At 34.0% G+C, this 22619-nt stretch carries 23 protein-coding genes; 8 read left to right on the top strand and 15 right to left on the bottom strand.

Annotated elements, in window-relative coordinates; all coding sequences use genetic code 11:
• Window positions 1-71: 71 nt before the first annotated feature.
• From QUF93_RS16520 to QUF93_RS16535, 4 genes are all read right to left on the bottom strand, one after another.
• A complete protein-coding gene (locus QUF93_RS16520) occupies window positions 72-1433 on the bottom strand; it encodes an extracellular solute-binding protein (protein ID WP_289359496.1) in 1362 nt (453 codons plus the stop codon).
• A gap of 25 nt (window positions 1434-1458) precedes the next feature.
• Window positions 1459-2277, bottom strand: coding sequence for a carbohydrate ABC transporter permease (locus QUF93_RS16525; protein WP_289359497.1), 819 nt, complete (start codon window positions 2275-2277; stop codon window positions 1459-1461).
• A gap of 10 nt (window positions 2278-2287) precedes the next feature.
• Complete coding sequence (locus QUF93_RS16530; protein ID WP_078182215.1) at window positions 2288-3154, bottom strand: carbohydrate ABC transporter permease; 867 nt, start codon at window positions 3152-3154, stop codon at window positions 2288-2290.
• Window positions 3155-3318: 164 nt separating this feature from the next.
• Window positions 3319-4107, bottom strand: coding sequence for a DeoR/GlpR family DNA-binding transcription regulator (locus QUF93_RS16535; protein ID WP_071746369.1), 789 nt, complete (start codon window positions 4105-4107; stop codon window positions 3319-3321).
• A 342-nt stretch (window positions 4108-4449) separates the two neighbouring features.
• Between QUF93_RS16535 and QUF93_RS16540 the strand changes: the two genes are divergently transcribed.
• The gene (locus QUF93_RS16540; RefSeq protein WP_289359498.1) at window positions 4450-4932 is read left to right on the top strand and encodes a DUF2975 domain-containing protein; all 483 of its coding nucleotides are present in this window, start codon (window positions 4450-4452) and stop codon (window positions 4930-4932) included.
• A 10-nt stretch (window positions 4933-4942) separates the two neighbouring features.
• The gene (locus tag QUF93_RS16545; protein ID WP_048374789.1) at window positions 4943-5158 is read left to right on the top strand and encodes a helix-turn-helix domain-containing protein; all 216 of its coding nucleotides are present in this window, start codon (window positions 4943-4945) and stop codon (window positions 5156-5158) included.
• 39 nt (window positions 5159-5197) lie between these two features.
• Here the strand turns inward: QUF93_RS16545 and QUF93_RS16550 are convergent, their stop codons facing one another.
• From QUF93_RS16550 to QUF93_RS16565, 4 genes are all read right to left on the bottom strand, one after another.
• A complete protein-coding gene (locus QUF93_RS16550) occupies window positions 5198-5509 on the bottom strand; it encodes a hypothetical protein (RefSeq protein WP_289359499.1) in 312 nt (103 codons plus the stop codon).
• Window positions 5510-5654: 145 nt separating this feature from the next.
• Window positions 5655-6236 carry a kinase gene (locus QUF93_RS16555; RefSeq protein WP_002120305.1) on the bottom strand — a complete coding sequence of 194 codons (582 nt, stop codon included), beginning with the start codon at window positions 6234-6236 and terminating at the stop codon, window positions 5655-5657.
• Window positions 6236-6778 (bottom strand): GNAT family N-acetyltransferase, encoded by a 543-nt coding sequence (locus tag QUF93_RS16560; RefSeq protein WP_289359500.1) that lies wholly within the window; start codon window positions 6776-6778, stop codon window positions 6236-6238. The genes QUF93_RS16555 and QUF93_RS16560 overlap by 1 nt, the downstream gene beginning before the upstream one ends.
• A 15-nt stretch (window positions 6779-6793) precedes the next feature.
• The gene (locus QUF93_RS16565) at window positions 6794-7177 is read right to left on the bottom strand and encodes a VOC family protein (RefSeq protein ID WP_128854260.1); all 384 of its coding nucleotides are present in this window, start codon (window positions 7175-7177) and stop codon (window positions 6794-6796) included.
• A 299-nt stretch (window positions 7178-7476) separates the two neighbouring features.
• Between QUF93_RS16565 and QUF93_RS16570 the strand changes: the two genes are divergently transcribed.
• Window positions 7477-7725: a hypothetical protein gene (locus QUF93_RS16570; protein WP_000433610.1), complete on the top strand. Its 249-nt coding sequence runs from the start codon at window positions 7477-7479 to the stop codon at window positions 7723-7725.
• Between the two features lie 168 nt (window positions 7726-7893).
• Here the strand turns inward: QUF93_RS16570 and QUF93_RS16575 are convergent, their stop codons facing one another.
• Window positions 7894-9003: a lactonase family protein gene (locus QUF93_RS16575; protein WP_289360990.1), complete on the bottom strand. Its 1110-nt coding sequence runs from the start codon at window positions 9001-9003 to the stop codon at window positions 7894-7896.
• Between the two features lie 189 nt (window positions 9004-9192).
• Here QUF93_RS16575 and QUF93_RS16580 point away from each other — a divergent pair, with 189 nt between their 5' ends.
• The gene (locus QUF93_RS16580; RefSeq protein ID WP_144507647.1) at window positions 9193-9489 is read left to right on the top strand and encodes a hypothetical protein; all 297 of its coding nucleotides are present in this window, start codon (window positions 9193-9195) and stop codon (window positions 9487-9489) included.
• 104 nt (window positions 9490-9593) lie between these two features.
• Here QUF93_RS16580 and QUF93_RS16585 read toward each other — a convergent pair whose 3' ends face one another.
• On the bottom strand, window positions 9594-10130 hold the full coding sequence (locus QUF93_RS16585; protein WP_016105215.1) for a DUF2812 domain-containing protein: 537 nt from the start codon (window positions 10128-10130) through the stop codon (window positions 9594-9596).
• 7 nt (window positions 10131-10137) lie between these two features.
• On the bottom strand, window positions 10138-10455 hold the full coding sequence (locus QUF93_RS16590) for a PadR family transcriptional regulator (RefSeq protein ID WP_001013435.1): 318 nt from the start codon (window positions 10453-10455) through the stop codon (window positions 10138-10140).
• Between the two features lie 206 nt (window positions 10456-10661).
• On the opposite strand from QUF93_RS16590, the gene QUF93_RS16595 reads away from it, so the two are divergent.
• Genes QUF93_RS16595 through QUF93_RS16605 form a run of 3 tightly spaced genes read left to right on the top strand, consistent with a single transcriptional unit; the run spans window position 10662 to window position 13838 of the window.
• Window positions 10662-11591 carry an AAA family ATPase gene (locus QUF93_RS16595; protein WP_088059237.1) on the top strand — a complete coding sequence of 310 codons (930 nt, stop codon included), beginning with the start codon at window positions 10662-10664 and terminating at the stop codon, window positions 11589-11591.
• Complete coding sequence (locus tag QUF93_RS16600; RefSeq protein ID WP_289359501.1) at window positions 11588-12754, top strand: DUF58 domain-containing protein; 1167 nt, start codon at window positions 11588-11590, stop codon at window positions 12752-12754. The genes QUF93_RS16595 and QUF93_RS16600 overlap by 4 nt, the downstream gene beginning before the upstream one ends.
• On the top strand, window positions 12726-13838 hold the full coding sequence (locus QUF93_RS16605; protein WP_289359502.1) for a DUF4018 domain-containing protein: 1113 nt from the start codon (window positions 12726-12728) through the stop codon (window positions 13836-13838). The genes QUF93_RS16600 and QUF93_RS16605 overlap by 29 nt, the downstream gene beginning before the upstream one ends.
• Window positions 13839-14018: 180 nt before the next feature.
• Here the strand turns inward: QUF93_RS16605 and QUF93_RS16610 are convergent, their stop codons facing one another.
• Both QUF93_RS16610 and QUF93_RS16615 read right to left on the bottom strand, forming a co-directional pair.
• The gene (locus QUF93_RS16610; protein WP_289359503.1) at window positions 14019-15470 is read right to left on the bottom strand and encodes an MFS transporter; all 1452 of its coding nucleotides are present in this window, start codon (window positions 15468-15470) and stop codon (window positions 14019-14021) included.
• A 316-nt stretch (window positions 15471-15786) separates the two neighbouring features.
• Window positions 15787-17004: an aspartate aminotransferase family protein gene (locus QUF93_RS16615; protein ID WP_289359504.1), complete on the bottom strand. Its 1218-nt coding sequence runs from the start codon at window positions 17002-17004 to the stop codon at window positions 15787-15789.
• A gap of 301 nt (window positions 17005-17305) precedes the next feature.
• On the opposite strand from QUF93_RS16615, the gene QUF93_RS16620 reads away from it, so the two are divergent.
• Window positions 17306-18685, top strand: a complete 1380-nt coding sequence (locus tag QUF93_RS16620; protein ID WP_289359505.1) for a catalase — start codon at window positions 17306-17308, stop codon at window positions 18683-18685.
• A 218-nt stretch (window positions 18686-18903) separates the two neighbouring features.
• On the opposite strand, the gene colA is transcribed toward QUF93_RS16620, so the two are convergent.
• Window positions 18904-21540: a collagenase ColA gene (gene colA, locus QUF93_RS16625; protein WP_289359506.1), complete on the bottom strand. Its 2637-nt coding sequence runs from the start codon at window positions 21538-21540 to the stop codon at window positions 18904-18906.
• A 485-nt stretch (window positions 21541-22025) separates the two neighbouring features.
• A complete protein-coding gene (locus QUF93_RS16630) occupies window positions 22026-22547 on the bottom strand; it encodes a hypothetical protein (RefSeq protein ID WP_289359507.1) in 522 nt (173 codons plus the stop codon).
• Between the last annotated feature and the right edge of the window lie 72 nt (window positions 22548-22619).

A 22619-nucleotide genomic window follows, 5' to 3' on the forward strand; every position in this document is an offset into this window, starting at 1 on the left:
CACCTTTTACGTTTTAATGAAGGAATTTTAGAGGCACTTCCTTCGTTCAAAAGCACCTCATGTTGGTAATATTACTTCTTCTTTTTCAGAACTTTATCTAACTCTTCTTGCGCAACTTTAGCTGCTTCATCTAATGCTTTTTTCGCTGGAACTCCTTCAATCTCTACTTTATCTTTAGCTACATTTAAAGCGTCATTAATTTTCCCGCCCGTTGGATCTACAAATGGTCCCACTCCATTATTGTTTGCTTGTTCTAATGGAACTAATGCTTGTGGTTGTTTTTTAACAAATTCAGCATATGGACCATAATCTGTTACATTGTTACGAACAGGGATATAACCCGTTGCCATTGACCATTCAGCCGTTTTCTCAGTACTTGTCGCAAATTTCATAAAGTCATACGCGCCTTTTGCTACTTCTGGATCAATGTTTCTCGTTAATGTGAATAAATATGTTTCTAGTTTTGGCGCTGGTTTATTATTACCCCAAGCAGGCTGAGGTAATGCTTCAAATGTGTTAAGGCGTTCTTCTTCCGTCATTCCTTTTCCTAATGATTTAAAAACAAATCCTTGATCACCAGATGAGCCTGTAAATCCTAATGTTCTACCTTCAACTAAATCAATTACAGTTTTATCCCAATATTCCCATCCAGTTCCACCTGAATGTATTTTCATAATTTTATCTTCATGTAGCCATGTACGGAATTTCTCCCATACCGAAACCCAAGTGTCATCGTTAATTAATACTTTTGTACCATCTTCGCTTAATACATTTCCACCAGCACTGCGAACCGCATCAATTAAGTTTGATGTGCCCCACATCGGCATCCAGCCCGCATATGTTACATTTCCATTTTCACCACGTTTTGCGACTGTTTTTGCTACCTTTTCTACACCTTCCCACGTCTTTAAATCATCTTTTGTAAAGCCATTCTCCGCTAATGCTTTTTTATTGTAATAAAAAATTTGCGTTGTACCGTAAAACGGAATGCCATATAACTTATTGTCAATTGTTGCTTGCTCCATAAACCCTTTTCCATAATCTTCTTTTTTGAAATTAGTATCATTTTTAACATATTCATCTATAGGTACGATTAACTGCTTTTTAGCATATTCTTGAATGACATCTGAACCTAGTAATGCAATTGCTTCTTGGTTATTCGCTGCAAATCCACTTTGTAGCTTTTGATATGACTCATCGTAGCTACCTGCTTTTGTCGTTTTCACTACATATTTGTCCTGACTTTTATTGTATTCTTCCACAATCTTATCTACACTATCTGCAAGAGAGCCCCCTACTCCATTAATGAATGGAACAACAACCTTCTCCCCTTCTTTACTCGCTTTAACCGTACTTCCTTTTCCGCCTGAACAACCCGCAAGTGCACTAACAAACAATGTTATAACTGTTAGAAGCATGAATAGTTTTTTCATCCCACAAATCTCCTTTAATATTTATTTACCCCTTTATTCCTGAATCAGTAACACCAGATAAGAACCATTTTTGCAGAATCAAAAATACGATTAAGAGCGGAACTGTTGCGATTGTACTTGCAACCATAATGTGTGACCAATCTCGCCCTAAGGAACTATTAATGAAATAATCAGCAATTCCATTCGTAATTAACTTTTGCGTATTATCTTTCAATATAAGAGCTGGCCACATGTAATTATTATAATTACCAATAAATGTGACCAATCCTAGTGTTACAAATGATGATCGTGTCATTGGAAAGATAATCTTCCAAAGAATACGCCAATCACTTGCCCCATCAATTTTGGCTGCTTCTACTATTTCAAAACCAACTTTGTGGAACGTTTGTTTTAAATAGAAAATACCGAATACGCTAACAGCCATAGAAATCATGTATCCAAAATGTGAATCAAGTAGCCCAAATTTCCCTAACATTACATATACAGGAACATATGATACAGCTCCAGGGATCATATAGGTTGCCATCACAACACTAAACGTAATATTTTTACCTTTAAACTTATAAAATGCCAACATATAAGCAAAAAGTGCTGACGAAACAAGTACATATATAGTAATGATGAAAGAAGTATAGAAACTATTAAATAAATATGTGCTAAATGGTAGGATATCTAATACTTGACGATAATTTTCCCAGTGAAATTCCTTAGGCCAAAAACCTCCTTGTAACACTTCACTAGATGTTTTAAACGAACCAAGTACCATCCATATGAATGGAAAAACAAATAGTATACTTGATAACGCTAGAAAGAGATGCTTTACGATTAATGGACCTTTTTTCATATTATTCACCTTAATAGTTCACCCACTTATCACCTATTATTTTGTTAATAACAGATAGTAAAATTGTAATGATTAGTATGATAAATGCGATTGCCGTTGCAGATCCCATATCAAACTGTTCAAACCCTTGTTGGAAGAATAAATACAGTAACGTACGCGTTGAACCACTAGGCCCACCTTGTGTTAAAATTTTTATTTGATCGTAAGCCTGCACCGAAGAAATTGTATTAACGACAACTAAGAAGAAAGTTGTTGATGAAACCATCGGCAGTGTTACATATCGGAATTTCTGCCATGAATTTGCTCCATCAATACTAGCTGCTTCATATAAACTATCTGGAACTTTTTCTAATGCACCGATATAGAAGATCATTGTCCAACCAACTAATTTCCAAACCGTCATAATAATGACTGCTAACATCGCTGTTTGACTACTTTGAAGCCAGTCCAAACCTGGTATTCCGAAAAAGTTTAGAACTTTATTAATAACTCCAAATTGAGGTTCATATAAGAGTGACCACACAATGGATACAGCTATTGTTGGCGTTACCCAAGGTGAAAAGATCATTAATTGGTACAATGCAGAACCTTTAAATTTTTTTCGGAAGAATAATGCGAAACCTAAGCCCAATGCAATTGTTGGAATGACTGTTCCAATTCCGAAATAAAACGTATTGAGCAATGCTTGCATAAAAGAATCTTGTGTAAATAAATTAAAATAGTTTTCTAAACCAACAAAGTTAAAATCATTCGTCATAAAATCCCAATCAGTAAAACTAATACCTAAACTAATGAAATTCGGAATAATCCAAAACAAAATTAGAGGTATTCCAACTGGTAGTAAAAAGAACACAGCTTTTGATAGTTTTATTTGCATTCTTGCCACCTCCTAATTCATATTGTACGGGTACATTATTAACGCAATGTTGTTAATTTGTTAACTAATTGTAAAAACAACAAATTAACAAAACAAAACAACATATAAACAAGAAAAGAAGACTATTTCTCAACTTACTAAGAAATAGTCTTCTTTTAGCTTTTCTATACTGTTATTACTTCAACCCCATTACTTGTTAGCATATTTTGCCACGATTCATCGAGCTTCGCATTCGTATATAACGCATCTATATCACTAAAACTTCCGCTTTTATAAAACTTTGTTAAATTAAACTTTGATTCATCAGCCATCATTACAACTTGTTTTGCATTATTCTTTAGCTGCTTAAATATTTGTGCATCTTCAATATACGAACATGTCAGTTCTTTTTCTAATGAAATACCATCACAAGAAGCAAATAATTTATTAACAGTGAAATGATCCAGATAGTTTAATGTCATTTCTCCAGACAATGCTAAGGAATTCGTATTCAATATTCCCCCTATGACTATTAACCTACAATCAAAGGAATCATACTGGTCTTTCAGCTCAATAATTTTATTTACAGCTGGTATCGAGTTTGTTAAAATTGTCAAATTCTTTTTATCGTATATGTAATCTAAAATTTGCATTGTGGTTGTCCCAATTTCAATTGCGATAATATCATTATCTTCTACGATTTTACTTGCTTCCATTGCAATTTTTCGTTTTTCTTCAATATTCTCAGATCGACGTTTATCAAAATGAAATTCTAGTGTTTGATCTTTCTTCTTAATTGCACCACCATGTATTTTCGTAAGCTGCCCTTCCTTGTGCAACATATCTAAATCTCTTCGTATCGTTTCTGTTGTAACATTTAATACCTTCGCTAAATCATTCACCATAACTCGGTTGTACTTTTCTAACTCATCTAGTATGTGTTTTCTTCGTTCAAATTGCGTGTACGATTTCATTTCATTAACACCTCTTCAAATTACGAAAAATATTGATTTTCTAAAAACTCTTATTATAAAGTGAAACTTTAATCAGTGTGGGTTTTGTTCATCCCCCACTGATTATTAGCCCTCACCAATCGGGCGTTTACGAGCAGCCCGATTCCCACAAATAGCGGGATAAAAAAGACTGAATCGTTACTTTTAACATAACATCATTTACAGAAAGAAGGAACGATTATCTTCATTAAAATTTAAAATTGGTTCAACAATAAAAACACGATTAAAATAAATAAAAATTTATTGTTAAACGATAAATATCATGTTAGATTAAATAGATAATATTTAAATGAGGTGCTTTATATGAAACAAGGATCGACACTCTTTTTAAAGACAGCTATTATTCTTATGGGAATCCCTGTTCTTGCTTTATGTATATTTTTAGTTCCTAACATAGGGAACTATGCAGCGGAATTGTATCCCGATATTGCATATATAAAATATCTTATTTTAATCAATCTGTATGCAACGGTGGTACCTTTTTATTTCGCTCTGTATCAAGCTTTTAAACTTGTGAGCTATATTGACAAGGGTAACGCCTTCTCGAAATTATCTGTTAGAGCTTTAAAAAAGATAAAACACTGTGCAGTAACAATCAGTATTTTATATGTGGTCGGCATGCCACTCTTCTATCTTGTAGCAGAGAGAGATGACGCACCAGGTATTATTATATTGGGCATGCTTCTAATCTTTGCTTCAATGGTTATCGCAGTCTTTGCTGCCGTTCTCCAAAGACTTTTAAAAGATGCGATAGATATAAAGTCAGAAAATGATTTAACGGTCTGAGGTGAATAACATGGCAATTATCGTGAATATTGATGTAATGCTAGCGAAAAGAAAAATGAGCGTAACTGAACTTTCAGAGAAGGTTGGAATTACAATGGCTAACCTTTCTATCTTAAAAAATGGAAAAGCAAAAGCAATTAGAATTTCAACTTTAGATGCTATTTGTAAAGCATTAGAATGCCAACCTGGGGATATTTTAGAATATCAACCTGAAGATACCGAATAAAAAGAGTCCTTCTTGTATGAAGGACTCTTTTATTGCTTATTACGGTGCAAAATTAATTTGACCAGTAAATAATAAAATAATCGCGATTATCCAAAATATAAAGAACGATGAGGACAGTATTAATGAAATAATAGCAATCCCCTTCTTCTCTGTCTTTTTCGTCATTGTGATTATTGAAAGTATGATACCTATACCTGTTAGGGCAATCGTTATATAATCTCCAACTATATTTCCGGCATTTGCTATTCTCGTTGGAGTTATAAAAACGAATAAAAAACACATAATTCCGATGAGTAAAGATACATAGCTTATTATACTGTACTTCTTTTTGGGAACTATTTCGGTGTCCATCCTATCATCCCCCTTCTATATAATTATGAAATTATTTTAGCACAGATAACCAAAATTTGGATGATATAAAAAACAGATAAAGTGGACACTACCACTTTATCTGCCATTATATTTCTACTTAATAACTAATCCTGCTATTTTCAAATCATTTTATGACTAAGTCCGCTCTCTTCTCCGGTGTTTCACTTTCCAAATAATAATCCTCTGCTTTCCAATACCTGTTTTTAAACTTTGAAAGGTTCTTCTGCGTTTCCTCACTCTCACGAAGAAACCTTGTCTCTCTTGGACAATCCAAATACACCATATAGTGAAAGAAATCTCTCCATTCTTTTCGCTGCAAAAAGACTCCTTCAATTACAATTACACCTACAATAGGAATCTGTACTTTTTTCATTTCACATGTATCGGTATCATCGCGGTAGAAAGGCAACTTCAAATTTGTTTCACTTTGTAACTTTTGAAAAAATTTCTGCCGCAGCCATTTAATATCCCATTGTAAATAATAATACTCATACCATTCTTCAAATCCTGTATGATAGCGTTTATTTCGCTCCACTATATGATCATCAATATGGAAAATATGAAACGGGATGCCTTCTTGTTTCATATTTTCCTTTAAATTTGTTACAAATGTTGTTTTTCCCGATCGACTTAAACCATCTATACCTAAAATAAATCTGTTTTCTGTATATTTCTTCATAACATTTATAAGTTCACTTGTACTCATTACTTCTGCCATTCTTCTTTTAATAATGAGTATAAAATTGTATCATGGGCAACACCATTTTGAATCATATGTTTTCGAAGTAATCCTTCTTCTTGAAACCCTGCTTTCAATAACAATTTTTGAGAAGCTTTATTTTCTACATATACGACAGCAGCGATTCTTATGAGCTGTAACGATTCAAATCCATAAGTTAAAATGGCCTGAAGCGCTTCAGATGCATATCCCTTTCCCCAATATGTATCATCTAATTCATAACCAATTTCAGCCCTTTTGTGGTGATTGTTAATTAAATGAAATCCACACGTTCCGATTAATTGGCCGGTCCCCTTTTTCTCAATTCCCCAGCGAAACACACTTCCCTCTTCATAACGATTTTTGAACATTTGAATCGTTGTTTTCGCTTGCTCAATATTTTCGAAAGAATCCATTCCGAAATAACGAATAACGGATTCTTTTGAAAAATAATGGAACATTGTTTCTGCATCTAACAGTGTAAGTTCTCTTAATAGTAAACGTTCTGTTTCTAATTTCGGAAACCCCATCCTCTTTATCTCCTTCTATTCTAATGAACTACAAATTTCAATATAATTACCGTCTGGGTCAGCAATGTAAGCAATTGTTTGTCCCCACGGTTTCGTCATCGGTTCAACTAGCACCTTAACTCCCTGTTCTTTCAATTCCGCAATTGTTGCTGTTACATCCTCTACAACAAACCCTAATTCAAAATGAGAAGACTGTAATACCCCTTCAGTAAGTGGTAATCCAGTTAACTCCTTTACATCCTCTCGCGTATTCATTGCTAAAATTGTAGATCCTGTTTCAAATTCGATATATGTACCGTGTTCAGCTCTTATTGGTAATTTTAAAATTTCTTTATAAAACTGAAGACATTGTTCAAACTTTTCTACATATAAAATAATGTATTTCATTTTTAAATTCATAATAATTCCCCCTTTACCTTCACCTCTAAAAATTCGACAAATGTTTTTAAAAACCTTGTATCTTATAGAGCCGAGCACAAAAAAATGAGGCCGATTTCTCGGCCCCCAGCTTATTGGCATAAAACAGGAGATTTGGTTTGGACATAACCAGTTCTTACATAGTATTATATTTTATTTTTTCTGAATTTTAAATATAATATATACCTATTTATGTTGAGAAAGTTTTTTCTACATGACCATAAAACTATGTGCATAAATTCATATCATTTAAGAAATGCTACAAATGGAGGTGTATACATATGGAACCAATGTTATGTCCAAGCTGTAAAACGAACCGCACTCGCTTTAATATTCTTGAGCAACAAGTAAAACCAGTAAAATTAAATCCACAAACTGGCCAAGTAGAAGAAGAATACACAAATGAAACGATGAACGCTTTTCATATGGCTTATCAAGGACCTACTTACCGCGTCCAATGTGCTGTATGCGGGCTTGTTGAAAACCCAGAACAATTTATTAAACCGGCTCAAAATCAGTCTTTCTCTTAAACATCTTTATTACCCCCTACCAATTTTCTATAGGGGGTTTTTTCTGTTTTACGTAAGCAAGATGCACAATTGCTGTTTAATTAAAGGTTCCTAATTTATCTACATGTCTACTATACGTACACCGTCATATATATTTCTGTTCTACACAAAAATAGCGGCCCAATAGAATCAAAGAACAGCTAAACCTTGCGACCCAAAATAAGGCACATTGGATGAAGCAACAACCTGCAACCTTACTAGACTACCATCACTTTGAATATTAAATACTGACACTGTCCCCTGATTTCCGTTAAGGGTGTAAAAATGTTGTCCATCTTTACTCACTCCAACATCCATCGGAAGACCTGGCGCAGTCCCCGGCGGTGTACTAGTATTATGCCTTACTACCGACAGTGCTCCATTCGGGGCGATTTGGTAGGTGGATATGGAGCCACTTAAAGTGTTCGTAGTGTAGGCAAAACGTTCATCCTTCGTTGTTATAACCCAACAAGCAGTTTTATATCCGTTTTGTACAGAGCCGCTGATTACATGAAGAGTACCGTCATTTCTCAATGAATAAGATGACAACGCATTTGAAACCGCTTCTGTAACTAAGAGAATTCCGGACGATAGAAAGTAAGCACCCAATGGGCCTTTACCGTAAGAATCATTAACAATTGGTCCTGTAACCGTACCATCTGTATTTACATGGAAGACACTGAGATGGTTTGATGTAAGCTCGGAGACAACAATTTTACTACCATCCGGTGTGAAGAGAACTTGTGCAGGTTGAGCATTAAAGGTACTGAGAGCATGAGTGGATCCTGGAATATGTGTAAGGTTTCCCTTATCATCTATGTGAAATCCAGTAATATTTGATGCAAAATTGTTTGCAGCATTACCTACATTGGAGACGTAGAGAAGATTATCATACACACCAATGCTATTGGGCTGAGCACCTCCTGATGGCTTTACATCCACGAAAATCGGCACCCCGTTATCTGCTATGATAAAACTACTAATACTATGACTGCCTGCGTTAACTGCAAATAGGAAACGACCATCACGGGACAATGTCAGAGAACCTTGTGATGCTAGAGGATCTATACCATCGTTTGCCGTTTCTGTAGAAACTTCCTTTATACCAGTACCTCTTCCGTAAGTTCGGTAAGAACCTAAAAAGGTGAGCATTCCATTCGTATCCATATGAAAAGCAACAATGTGATTCATTACTTCATTATTAGTCATCATGTATACCATACTCGCACGAGCACGAAAATAATTGTTCATTCTCTGCATTTTATGACTTTCCCCCTTCATAATTTTATATGGTTCTTTTTCCATTTAAATTCCCATGCAAATGGAAATTGATTTAGGAACAAATGCACTCACCTTGTAATTTCTTTAAGTGAAAACCTTATTCACTTCCATATTATATTTTCAACTCCACACTCTTTTGGTAATATTTACACAAGAGAGGTGAAATAAATGATTTTAAATAAAAAGTTAATGATTCCATCTACATTTCTACTATTAACTTGTCACATAGGCATTTTTTACTTTTGGATTTTCGATTGGAAGAAGGTAACAACTCCTTACGGTCTAGCTATATGGATTGTTTCTACTGTTTGCAGCTTTTTACTTTATTACCACTTTAAACATCAAAACTCTAATAAAATAGTATTAATCAGTAGTTCATTATTATTAATCGTTTCTTCATCATTTATGATTTTTTTAGGTATTATTACTAGTATTATCTTTGTAACTGTTAGTTCTATGCCTTAAATATATAGTCTTTTATTGTGTAAAAAAGAATGAACAAAATAGAATCACATAAAAATTAAAGAAGATGATTCCGGTAATCATCTTCTTTTAAAATCCAATCTTTATTATAATATTTCGCTTTTCAATTTCTTAATTTTCCATAAGAGCCTCATAAAGAAATAAGCATACATACAACCTACAAGCCCTGTCATAACTTTCGCCCAAATTGGCACTCTTGATTCTGTTGAATTTAAAAATACGCTATACATTGAGGGTAATATAGTTATTGAAATCAATGCGAAGAATTGTAATAACTCCTTCATTTTTTGCACCTTTGTGTCCTTCTCTGAATATATGTCAGGTAACTCAATTCCCTCCTCTACTTCCTTACAAAAATAATTCCATCTTGTAAAACTTGTGACACGTTTCCAACCAGACATTTCATATATTTCAAAGTACTCTTGTTGTTTTTCTTTTGAATCCCTGTAAACCAATCTAAAATCCGCTTTATATATTACATCTTTTGGTTCTGTTTTCTTAAACGTATACATCAAATTATACCTTTGTAACGCCCAGCCTTTTTGATGCATTTTCCGTAAAAAAGCTTCTTCTTTTTCTAAACTCCATGCCATGAAAAATTTGAATACCTTTTTTGTCTTCATCTTTCATTCACTCCCCTAATATACTATTTCCATTTCTTACAGATCGCTGTAATCTATTGTACTCCAGTTCCAGTACTTCCCTCCCAAACGGCGTTAACTCATAACACTTCTTCCTGTCTGTAGAGGCAACTTCAACAATTAACTTCTCTTTTAGTAACTTCGTTGTATTCCCATATAAAGTACCAGGACCGAGCTTTACTTCTCCATTTGTCATCTCTTCTACCATTTGCATAATTCCATAACCGTGCATAGGCTTCACTAATGACAACAATATGTAATATGTCGCTTCAGTTAATGGAATATATTTTTGCGCTTTCCCATTCATTATAACTACCTCCGATACATCGCTTTGTGATATATCGACTCGCGATACATCGTATAACGATATTGTATAATCATATTCCAAAATATGCAAGTGTAATTTTAAAATTAAATATCCATTTCTTTGAATTAAAAAATCATATCAATTTTCTGAATAATTTGTTAAAATATAGAAATATTAGCTCTTTTATTATGAAAGGAATGTTACATATGATTAATAAATTAAAAGAAAATATAGGATCTGTGTTTGTTGGTAAGGAGAATGTAATTGATTTACTACTCGTTTCATTGCTTGCTGACGGACATGTACTTCTGGAAGACGTGCCTGGCACCGGGAAAACATTACTAGCAAAGACAATTTCAAAAAGTATTGGTGGTAGTTTTTCTCGCGTTCAATTTACACCTGATGTACTTCCGAGTGATGTAACAGGTATTGAGTATTTCAATCCAAAAACGAGTGAATTCGAATTAAGACTTGGACCAGTTATGACAAACATACTACTTGCTGATGAAATTAACCGCGCGATGCCTAGAACACAGTCTAGTTTATTAGAAGCAATGGAAGAACGACAAGTAACGCTTGAAAAACAATCTACTCCTCTTCCGAAACCGTTCTTTGTTATCGCGACGCAAAATCCAATTGAATCACAAGGAACTTTCCCTCTTCCAGATGCACAGCTTGATCGATTTTTAATGACAATTTCAATTGGGTATCCGGCTCCGGAAGATGAATTAAAAATGATGCGCCGTTTTCGTAACAATGCACCGTTAGAAAGCGTTACTTCTGTCATTTCTTTAGAAGACATATTAGAATCACAGAAACAAGTGAAGGAAGTATTCGTATCTGAGGCGCTAGAACACTACATTATTAAACTTGCACATGCTACAAGAAATCACGATTACATCGCTAACGGTGTAAGCCCGCGTGCCACATTAGCTTTAGTACGCACAGTTCAAGCATTAGCCTTTTTACGCGGCAGAGAATATTGCACACCTGAAGATATACAATTTTTAGTTCCTTCTGTTTGGAATCACCGTATCGTCTTATCAATGGAAGGTGCCTTACGAACTACAAAAAATGAACTCATGCAAAGGATATTAAAAGAAGTTGACGTACCAGTGGAGATTGAGCAAGCATGAATGGACAGCGTGTTGTAACTGTACCTTTATTTTTTCAACTTCATATTATTCAATTAACTGTGCCAATCGCTTTACTTTTTACGTTTTTTCTACCGCAACGAATTCTTATGTTTCTCTTTTTCTTCTACTATTTATTTGCGATTTTTATTTATAAATATGTCGCTTACATAGAGAAAAAATTTCAAGTTATAAATGAGAAACAAACGACTCGGCTTTTCCCTGATGAATCTGGACAGTTTTTTATTCATTTAAAAAATGGTGCAAACATACCACTCGTTAACGGTGTTTGTTACTTTCATTTGAATTCGTCCCTCATACCGCATAAGGATCAAGGAATTGAACAAATATCAAAAACACTATTTTCTTTCCCGTTTTCACAACCTGCACATTCAGCGCAAAAATGGGATTTAACATTAACTGCAACGAAGCGTGGTGTGTTCCAAATTGAACAGTTCGAATGTGTATTAAAAGATCCTTTTCATTTGTTAACTGTACATTTACCTGTTTTCGATAAATTAAGAACAGAAATTATTGTGTATCCTTCACCTAAAGAAGTAGCAGGTTTGCAAGAACTTCAGCAACTATTAAACGGTTCTTATCGAACGAATTTCTCTTTTTACAATGATGAAACATCTATTATCGGTGTAAAAAGATATGAACGTGAGTCTTTCCGCTCTATCCATTGGAAAGCATCTGCTAAAATGCAGGAATTACAAGCAAAGCAATATGAACCAGTAAAAAATTATAGTTGGACGCTTTGTCTTTCTTTAGCTGCTGATCGTGGGTTTGGTTGGAAAGAGAATGTAGAAGACCTTATTTCATTTACAACATACATTTGCCAATACGCAACGAAGCATCAAATTCCGTTTGAATTATTTATTAGTGTATTAGCAGAAGGTGGTGCATTACATATACCGTTAAATGAAGGACAAACGCAATATGCAAAGGCGTTAGAGGAATTAGCACGTATTACAGATGATAGTACGCTACTTCCGAAACAAGGATTTCTTCACTATGTAACGAGAAAAAGAGAACGCTCGTCTACAATGATATACATTGGTTTGCAGAAAAATGAGCTTCCTCTTCTAACACAACCTACGTTTCTCATTAATAATGAAGGGATGGTGGAATCAGTTGAAAACTTGGCTATATCACATTCATGATTTCATTCTGCTCCTCTTGCTTTCATTATTAACAGAAAGAGATGAACTAATTGGCATTGCTATATTTTTAACAACAGGCTATATAGGAGTATTTCTTATTTATAAATTAATGAAGAAAAAAACATCAGGATTTGTAATACTGTTAGTTCTTCAAATAGTCGGTTTTTCTTTATTTCTACCTTTTTCTCTTTTTGGCACAATCATATTACCACTATTTTTCTTTATCGTACATGCGGTCGGACCAGGATATCCAGTTCAAAAATCGTTAGGAGGTATTGTATGGTTTGTCGTTTCAGCAATATTTTATGCACCCTTTCCACCGTTATGGAAATTATTAATGTTAGCTTTACACTTAATGATTACATTTTGGCTAACAGGGGCTAATCGCAAACAACAACTATTACGTTTTGCTTCTATCATTACCATTGGCATAATGAGTATATTAATTATTCAAGTGTTTCCTTTCATTCGACTTATGTTTGGTTTTATGACTGAATTTATCGCATTAGGAGTCGGCTATGCTCTAATGCCATTAATTAAAGCAGCTGAAATGAAAGATACAGAAGGAGTTTGGGCGAATAAAGGACACCTCTTAAAACCACAAATTGAAGACGGGAAAAAACTTCCTGATTTTGACCCCATACTCATAAATAGCGCTACAATAATAGTCTGTACAGTCATTGCTTTTTATGTCGTTTGGAAAATAGTAAAAAAACGAAAACATTTAAGTTTACCAAATATACCAGTCTTCGAATCTACAATCATTACTGATAAAGAAGGTATGAGCCAAAAACGAATGAAGCGAAATAAACCACCACATAATGAAATTCGAAAAGAAATTTTCAAACTTGAAAGTAAACTATCACCTCCTTTAAATCGTGAACGAGGAGAAACTGTTGAAGCTTGGCTTGAAAGAATAAATCTTGAAGAAGATGTAAATATTCAGAGTCATATTATTATAGATGCTTATAATGCGGTACGATATTCGAATCGTGAGGATATGATACTACTTCAGGAATTTAAGGAAGAGGTTCATAAGCTTTATGCTTATCAGAAGAGTTTGAAGAAGAAGAAGAGAAAATGATATATACAAAAAGAATCTAGTCAAAAGTTAGACCTTTGACTAGATTCTTTTTCTTCTTACTTAAGATTGTACTAGTAAATGAAATTATATCGACGTAAAATTAAATATATCGAACACAACTTGAATTATATCAACGTTTCGACAAGAAATATCGATTTAACAACAAATTACTTTTCAAACTTAAGCATTCTTCCCTGCTTCAATTTCTAAAGATTCTTCATGCCACCAAAGTGTTTCTTCAGGGTCTTCTTTAGCGATTAAGTGTGCTTCTTTTTTCGATTCTACTGTAGGATACGAACCTTTTAGCGCACGTCCTGATGTTGTAACGAATAGTACACTAAATGCAATTAATCCAATAATACTTACACCTGTTAAATAAAATGCCGGTGCGAGCGGATTACCAGTCGCATGAACTAAGTATGAACATACAAGCGGCGTTGTTCCACCGAATATCGATACAGAAATATTAAAGGAGATCGAAAGTGCTCGATAACGCACATCGGTGAAAAAGAGCGATGGTAATAACGAAGGTAATGTTCCTTCATATACACTTAGGAAGAAACCTAAAACGAAAATACCTGCAAATATAGCGGCAATATGTCCGTTACCTATTAATAAAAATGCCGGAATGGAACATACTGTTAAACCTAGTAAACCAATTTGCACTACGCGTTTATTACCAATTTTATCACTTAATTTACCGAAATAAAGTGCCAATGGAATCATAAGTGCCATCGTAATTGAAATAATTAATAAGCCAGTTGTTTCTTTGACTTTAAGTACTTGAGTTAGATAAGAAGGAATATATGATAGGATCATATAGTTTGTAATGTTAAAGAAGGCAACAATTACTGTGCTTAATAAGAAGTCTTTTTTGTGATATTTTAATATATCCATAAATGAAAATTGTTCGTTGTCTTCAGATTCCTCTTGTGCTTTTTCCATCTCTTCAAAGATGGGAGATTCATCTAAATGACGTCGTAAATATAAACCGACCAAACCAATTGGTGCAGCAATTAAGAAAGGAATACGCCATCCCCAGCTGAGCATTTGCTCATCTGTTAATAATAACGTCAAAATGGTAACAATTACCGAAGCAGCAATGTAACCTGAGAGTGTTCCAATTTCAAGACCACTACCGAGTATACCACGCTTTTTATCTGGAGAAGATTCTGCGATATAAACCATTGCTCCTGAATATTCGCCGCCTGTAGAGAAGCCTTGAATCATTCGAGCAACTAAAAGTAGTATTGGTGCCCATACACCAATTTGTTCATAGGTTGGTAGTAATGCGATGAATAATGTAGACAGTGCCATTAAAATAATAGTTGTACTTAAAACAATCTTTCGGCCGTATTTATCTCCTATTCTACCAAAGAAAATACCTCCGATTGGTCGAACGAGAAAGGCCGCTGCAAATGTACCAAATGTAAGTACAAGTTGCAAACCACTATTATCCACACCTGAGAAGAATATTTGACTTAAAATAACCGCTAAATACGCGTATAATCCAAAGTCAAACCACTCCATTGCATTCCCAATGCCAGTAGCAACCACTGCTTTCCTAGCTTGTTTAGGATTGACAATATTAACGTCTTGAGGTTCAAAATTTAAATCATTATTTTGTTGCATATAGTAAAACAGCTCCTTATTTAATTTAACTTCTTTAAGCACACCTTCTCTTACTAGAATAAATTCAATACGAAGCACTTAAGGAAAAGCAACGTCTCCTTATCTGTTATTATTGTTTCACATAATTAATTATTTGTCCAATGAGATGCTTCCTTTGTTAAGTAATTAAGTATTTTAAAAAGCTGAAAAAGGCGCTGTATGAGTGCCTTTTTCAGCTTTTTATTTTAATACGTAAATTTATTTTTTTCACCCCTATTTTCTTCCTGCGCGAATTAAAAATAAGGTACTTTTTATATTTGTAGTTTCGTAAAGATTTTTAAACATTTGCTATAGCTGCCACACTATGAATAGCGAATATAAATTCATTAATAAATGTATCAATTTCCTCTTTTGTAATTATATACGGAGGAAGTAAACGGACGATATTGCCTTGTGTAACATCGACTAACATCCCTTTCTCCATTAATTCGAGCTGTAATTTCTTCACATTTTCATTCGTATCGTTCACACTAATACCAAACATCATACCAGCATGGCGTACTTCCTTAATATAATAAGAGTTTTCTTTCTGAATTTCTTGCAGTTTGTCATTTAAATATAGTGACGTTTCATAAGCTTCTTGCATTAATCCATCATCGAGTAATATATTTAATACCGTTAAACCTAAAGCTGTTCCCATCGATGAATGAGCAAATGTTGTTCCGTGATCTCCTGGTGAAAATACATCACATAACTTTTCACCTACAATAATTCCTCCAAGCGGTATCCCGCCTCCTGCTCCTTTACCAATTTGAATAATATCTGGTGTAATATTGAAATTTTGATAAGCAAATAGTTTTCCAGTTCTGCCCATACCACTTTGTACTTCATCGACTATTAGAAGTACATTGTATGTATCACAAAGATGTTGAACACTATGCAAATATTCACTTGATAAAGGATAAATCCCCCCACTTCCTAAAACAGGCTCAATCATAATTGCAATAGGCTTTTCATTTATGATTGTTTCTTCTAATTGCTCTATATTCTCGCGCTCTACTTCATATACAGGAATAGATGTTTTAGGAAAATTTTGATATACATTTTCTTGTCTCGTGAAATGAAGTGCCCCTAACGTACGCCCGTGGAAACTATCTTTCAGCACAACGACTCCGTTACGTTCTTCATTCGTAATAAATCTATACTTATCAATTAATTTTAAAGTCGTTTCTGTCGCTTCCGTACCAGAGTTTGTAAAAAAGACTTTACCATTTTTTAAAGAGTAATCAACTAATTTCTTTGCATACTCAATCGCAACTGGATTTAAAAAATGAAATGGAAGATGCAACGATTTCGTAACTTGCTCCATGGTCGTTTGCACAATTTTAGGATGATTGTACCCTAACACATTTACTCCAACACCAGAAAACAAATCTAAATACTCTTTTCCACCTACATCATAAAGTTTACAACCTTCTCCTCTTTCTATCGCAACCTCCGTACGACAATACGTAGGCATCATATATTCTTTATCTAATTGAAACCAATCCGACATAATAAATTCCTCCTGGCTATTTTCCCGTTTTTCATGTTCATTATCTATAAATTCATTTACAAATTAATTTTTAAGATTGAAATTTTAATAGTGGTTTTCTTCCACCTCTTAAATAAAACGTGTTATTTCTCTTCCCGATATTCATTTTTCCATAATTTCTTCTATTTCAACAGGTCCACTGCATGTGCGTTTTTTTCATCTAGCGGTATGTAACTAATTTGAACTTTGTATGTAATACATAATCAAGACTAAAGAATCATATTTAGTAACAATCGACGAAAAAGATTTGGAGGCTAAATCGATGAATGAAAAATATGATAAACAGAGGCCATCTTTATTAGGAGAAGACTTTAATCAAAATCGAGAACGTAATGAACCAGCTAAACTTCACTCTCAAACAGTTGGTTCACGTGGACCTGTTTTAAAGCAAGATAGTGTACTGCACGAGGCGTTACAAGAATTTATTCATGAAAAAATTTTAGAAAGACCTGTTCATGTAAAAGGTTACGGTGCATTCGGTTATTTTCAAACAATATATCCGATGTCAGAACATACTAAACTAAGTTTTTTACAAAATTCTAATGAGAAAGTTCCTGTTATGGTACGGTTTTCATTAGCTGTTAGTACGAAAGGAACACCTGATACTTCTAGAAATGTGCGCGGTTTTGCTACAAAGTTTTATACAAATGATGGAATTTTTGACCTTTTATGTAATCACATTCCTGTCTTTTCTGTTCGTGATCCGATGCGTTTCCCTGAAACTATTAAAGCACTCTTGCCTTCACCTAAAAATAACTTAATAGACCCTGATAGATTTTGGAGTTTTGTCGCTAGAGCACCCGAATCCATTCATTTTGTTGTCCATTTATACTCTGATACTGGTACCGCAAAAAGTCTTCGCCACATCCCAGGACATAGTGTAAATACATACGTTTGGAGAAATGCGGAAGGTAATCGAAAGTATGTAAAGTATCATTGGTATCCATTTGAAGGTGTACAATACATTACTAGTAAAGAAGCAAATATACTAGCTGCCGAAAATCCTGATTATAGCGGGAAAGATTTATATGATGCAATTGCAAATGGTAAACCAGTGGAATATGGTTTATATGTCCAGCTCATGGATCCGAAAGATGAAGCTCATCTTTCTTATGACCCTTTAGATGATACAAAAGTATGGGATGAAAAAGCGTACCCTCTTATACCAGTCGGTAAAATGGTATTAAATAAAAATCCTGAAAATTATATGGAACAAGTAGAGAAAGTCGCCTTCTCCCCTTCTAATTTACTAGACGGTGCAGAACTATCAGACGATAAAATGTTGCAAGGACGTGCGAACATTTATAGTGATTCTCAAAGAAGAAGAATTGGTCCTGAATTTCGTAAATTAACGATTAACCAACAGCAAGATTGGACACCTGCTAATCAAATTACAAGCGGTGACGGAAGGTATGTTGAAGGTAAACTTGAAAGGGCTTCTATATCTAAACAGGATGACTTTCAGCAGGCTGGTGAATTTTATGACAAGTTACAACCGATAGAAAAAGAACATCTTACTGAAAACTTAGCTAGTGATTTGAAAGTTATATCCGATGATATTAGGAAGATAGTTTTGGGGTATTTCGATCAAGTATCAACTGATTTGAAAACAAGCATTGAGACAAAAATGAAAGAGCATTAAGAAGATTAAAACATGCTTTACGAATGAGAATTCAAATCTATATTAATTATTTTCTTGTCAAAATCCAATAAGGTTATTTAATTTAAAAATATAAAGCCAATATATCCCTGTTCTATAATTAGAACAGGGATATATTGAAGTAGTTTAATGTTTAACATTAAATACTTTACCTAGCTAAAAAATGCAATAAGTAGCCTTTCAAAACAAACTATAGTAAATTATTTTACTTGCACTGTATAATTCCCTGTTCCACCGCCATACTTATATACACTTAAGTAATATTTCCCTGGCTTCGCATTATAATTTCCAAGCAATTTGTTTCCATCACGTTTTGTTGCATAAGCTACATAATTATTTAGATCTGATTCAGAATATAATACCCAGTTCAGTCCAAGGTTTTGTTCGTTCGTAACAGAAATCTGTAAATCTTTTTGATCCTTTACATCGATAACAAATTTATCCCCCTGATCTTGATCGCTTAAGTTCCCTCTTAATAAAATGTTCAAAGATAGTGGATTCGCTGTATCAAATGAATTATTCGGTTCTTTTTCTACAGCCGTACCTTCTTCCGTATTCAGCCCGCTAAATACAACATCATATTCAAATTGTCCAGCATTATTTACACGGTAATTTACAAAATAAGCAGTCAATGTTTTATATCCCGTCCACCCTTTTCCTGAAAGACGTTTCAACATATCATTCGTTGCTTGATTCATTACTTTCCAGTCCTCAATTTCTCCTTTTGCCGCACTTCCTGTATATGTCCCCTGTAGTGTAAATGTATTAAAGAATTGTGATTTATTTTTTGTTACTTTCACATCTTTTAACTTTGCTTCATTAATGATATCTGACGAAACATCTGAAAGCGATTTTGGATCATGCTGCGCTAAGTAATCATCTGATACTTGTGGAATTGTATACTTATCACGATTATCAATAAGCGTTTGCATATAAGATTGATATTCTTCATTTAATTTATTATCTTTGCTTAATGTAGAACGGTATGCGTCGTAACTTGAAACATCATTTGCACGAATTAAATCATGCACTTTATCGAACATTTCAGGACGGTTATTATACATATATGATTGCAATGCAAACGAATAGTTATAAAAATCCCACGTTCCATATTTCGCATTTAATGTTTGTGCTGCTGTATAACGTTTCGCAGGATCATAAGATAATCCACCAATTATACTTTTTCGTGGTACTACACTATCTAATCGCGTTGAACCTGCAAAGAACTCTGCATTCCCTTCTTCAAACCATGTTAAACGTTCATTTTGATACATTTCCCCTTGGCCCCATAATCCCTGAACCTCGTATCTTCCCTGTAAGTAGTGCGTAAATTCATGGCGGAACAATTCTTCCAAACTATAAATACTTTGCTCTGGTGTACGTTCATATGTAAAGAAAGTTCCCGTTCCTTCAATGTACATTCCACCATTATTCGTTTCATATCCATACAATTGACGGTTAAATTGATATTCATCTGGACTATTATAAATAACCATTGTTAACACATCATCAACATGTCCACTTTCAAGTGGTTTATCACTACCAACTGTACGATAAAATTGAGAGCGTACTTCTTTTGCCGCCCAGTATAGACGTTTAATTTTCTCTTCGCTAACTTTATCCCCAGCCTTAAAGACAATCGCTCCATCATCAAATGTATACGTTTTCGGTAAATATTTCTTTTTTCCATCTTCTCGGATTTGATCTAAACTTATTGTTTTTCCGTTCGCATCTACTCCTCCGTAATTTGTAGTAATTTGTTCTGCTGCAACAAAATATTGCTCCCCTAAATGTGGATAAATCCTCATCGCTTCTGTAACAACTTGCTGTCCTTTTGTTGGTGTACTATGAAGCTTGCCTAGTCGGCCAGCATAGTAAATTCCGTTATTAATTAACCATCCATTTTTATCTGATACAGTACCAATTAGTGCAAAACGACTTACTTCATTAATAAAGTTATCGATATTTCGATACCACATCGTATCTTTTGGCTCTTTTCCAGTCGTGTACATATCCGTCTGAATATCAAAGTCAATTCCCTTCATCAACTCATAAATAGCGTCTCCTTTCGTTCGGTCTTCAATGAAAGTTGCAAGATTATCGTTATATTGTTTAAAAATTTCACCTGCATATAAAACCGTTTCAACATCAGCCGATGCATTTCCAATTAATTTTCCATATGATGAAATAACTTTATTTTGTTCTGATGTACCAAGTTTGAAATTCGGATTTTTTGCAATTGTTTTTAAAGCCGGTAAACATTTATCATGGTAGCTACGCTCATTTAGTTTGCTTAATTCATCATGGTAAAAACCTAAATAAAATGCTGCACGTAGAGCTTCTACTAATGTTTCAATCCCTTTTGAATCATCTTTCGTATAAGCTTGTCCTTGTTCTGCTAGTTTATTAATAATCGCTTGCATTCGGCTATCATCTTGATAGAATTTGAGACTATCACTATTAAACTGAAATAATTCCGGAATTTGATACCAATTAATTGTCACAAGAAGATCAGTTAATTGTTTGTTACTTAATTGATTTAACTCAGCCATCGAATACTTTTTTTCTTCAGCTAACGGTTTAACATCCTCGTTTGGTGCTAGTGGACGCTGCGATAAATCCGATAACTTTAACCGTTTTGTAAAAGATGCATTTTCTTGTACTTTTGAAGAGTGTGCCAACTCATCAACGGATTTCTGTATGCCTACCGGCTCCATTTGTAATACGTTCTTCACATTTTTTTCTTTTGTCTCTGCTTGAATTTGTAAACCATTGCATGATATTGTCACTAGTCCAACACCAAGAATCAACTTAGAAATTTTCGAATATTTAACCATATCTTTACCCCTCTCTTACTTGAAAGAAAATTCTGAATTTTAATACCGGAACATTCTTATTTGTACGTATAGTTCTCATATAAATACAAGTATGATCAATGATGCAATAGCAGCTGATTTTTTACTATTACCCATACAGATTTCTTACATTCAATCCTCCTTCCTTACATTTAGTACTTGCAAAAACCGTGCCAACGATATTTCTTGCGAATAGCAAACATTACTTTATTAATACTGTGGAATAAAATATACACAGATAGTTCACCAATGTACAAATCTTTTGACACAAAATCCTCATTTTATGAAGAATGAACCCAAAGAATACTATAAGCACATTAGCCAGCAAGTATTTTGTAACATACTCCATTCCGAATTTTAAAAACCTCATTAAAAAGGTAAGTGAACATATTACCTAAGGCTAATATGTTTACTTACCTTCTTCTATAACAAGCCATCAGTGGCTCATTCGTTCATACTTTGTCATATCAGTTTACATGATGGTATTCATTTCTCTTGTTCATATAGTCCTTTTCACATTGTAACGGTCTGTATTCCACTATTTTCCCCTGCTTCTTTTTCGTTTCGATTACTACCCATTCCCCTTTTTGTAGTTTGAGATGCTTCATAACATTTGTATCGTCTATTTCTTTATATAATAAGAATGCCTCGAACGGTTTTACGTATAGTCTCAAATCCCCTCTATATCCACCACTAGAAAAAACTTTCGTTAACGAATTATAATAAGAATCATTTTCCCGACCACCATACATCAAATGCGCAGCCTCTAAATCTCTTTGACTGACTTCCATAAAGCTACTGTCATCGATATTTAAATCGAAAGTAGATTTGATATCCTTCATTATGTTTTTCACATACTTTTCATCACGTATTTTACTTTCTTCCAGACACTCCGAAGACAGCTTTGGTACATCTGATTGGGAATGTACTACATGTTGAATAGATACACATAAAACAAATACGCTTAAAATATACAATAGTTTTTTCATATATACGTATCACCTCAAATGATTTAGATACTATATTATTTGAGGCTTAGAATATTCTTATGCTAAGAATGA

Origin of the sequence: Bacillus hominis (genome assembly GCF_030348325.1) — a bacterium.
In the GTDB taxonomy this organism is placed as follows: Bacteria; Bacillota; Bacilli; order Bacillales; family Bacillaceae_G; genus Bacillus_A; species Bacillus_A hominis.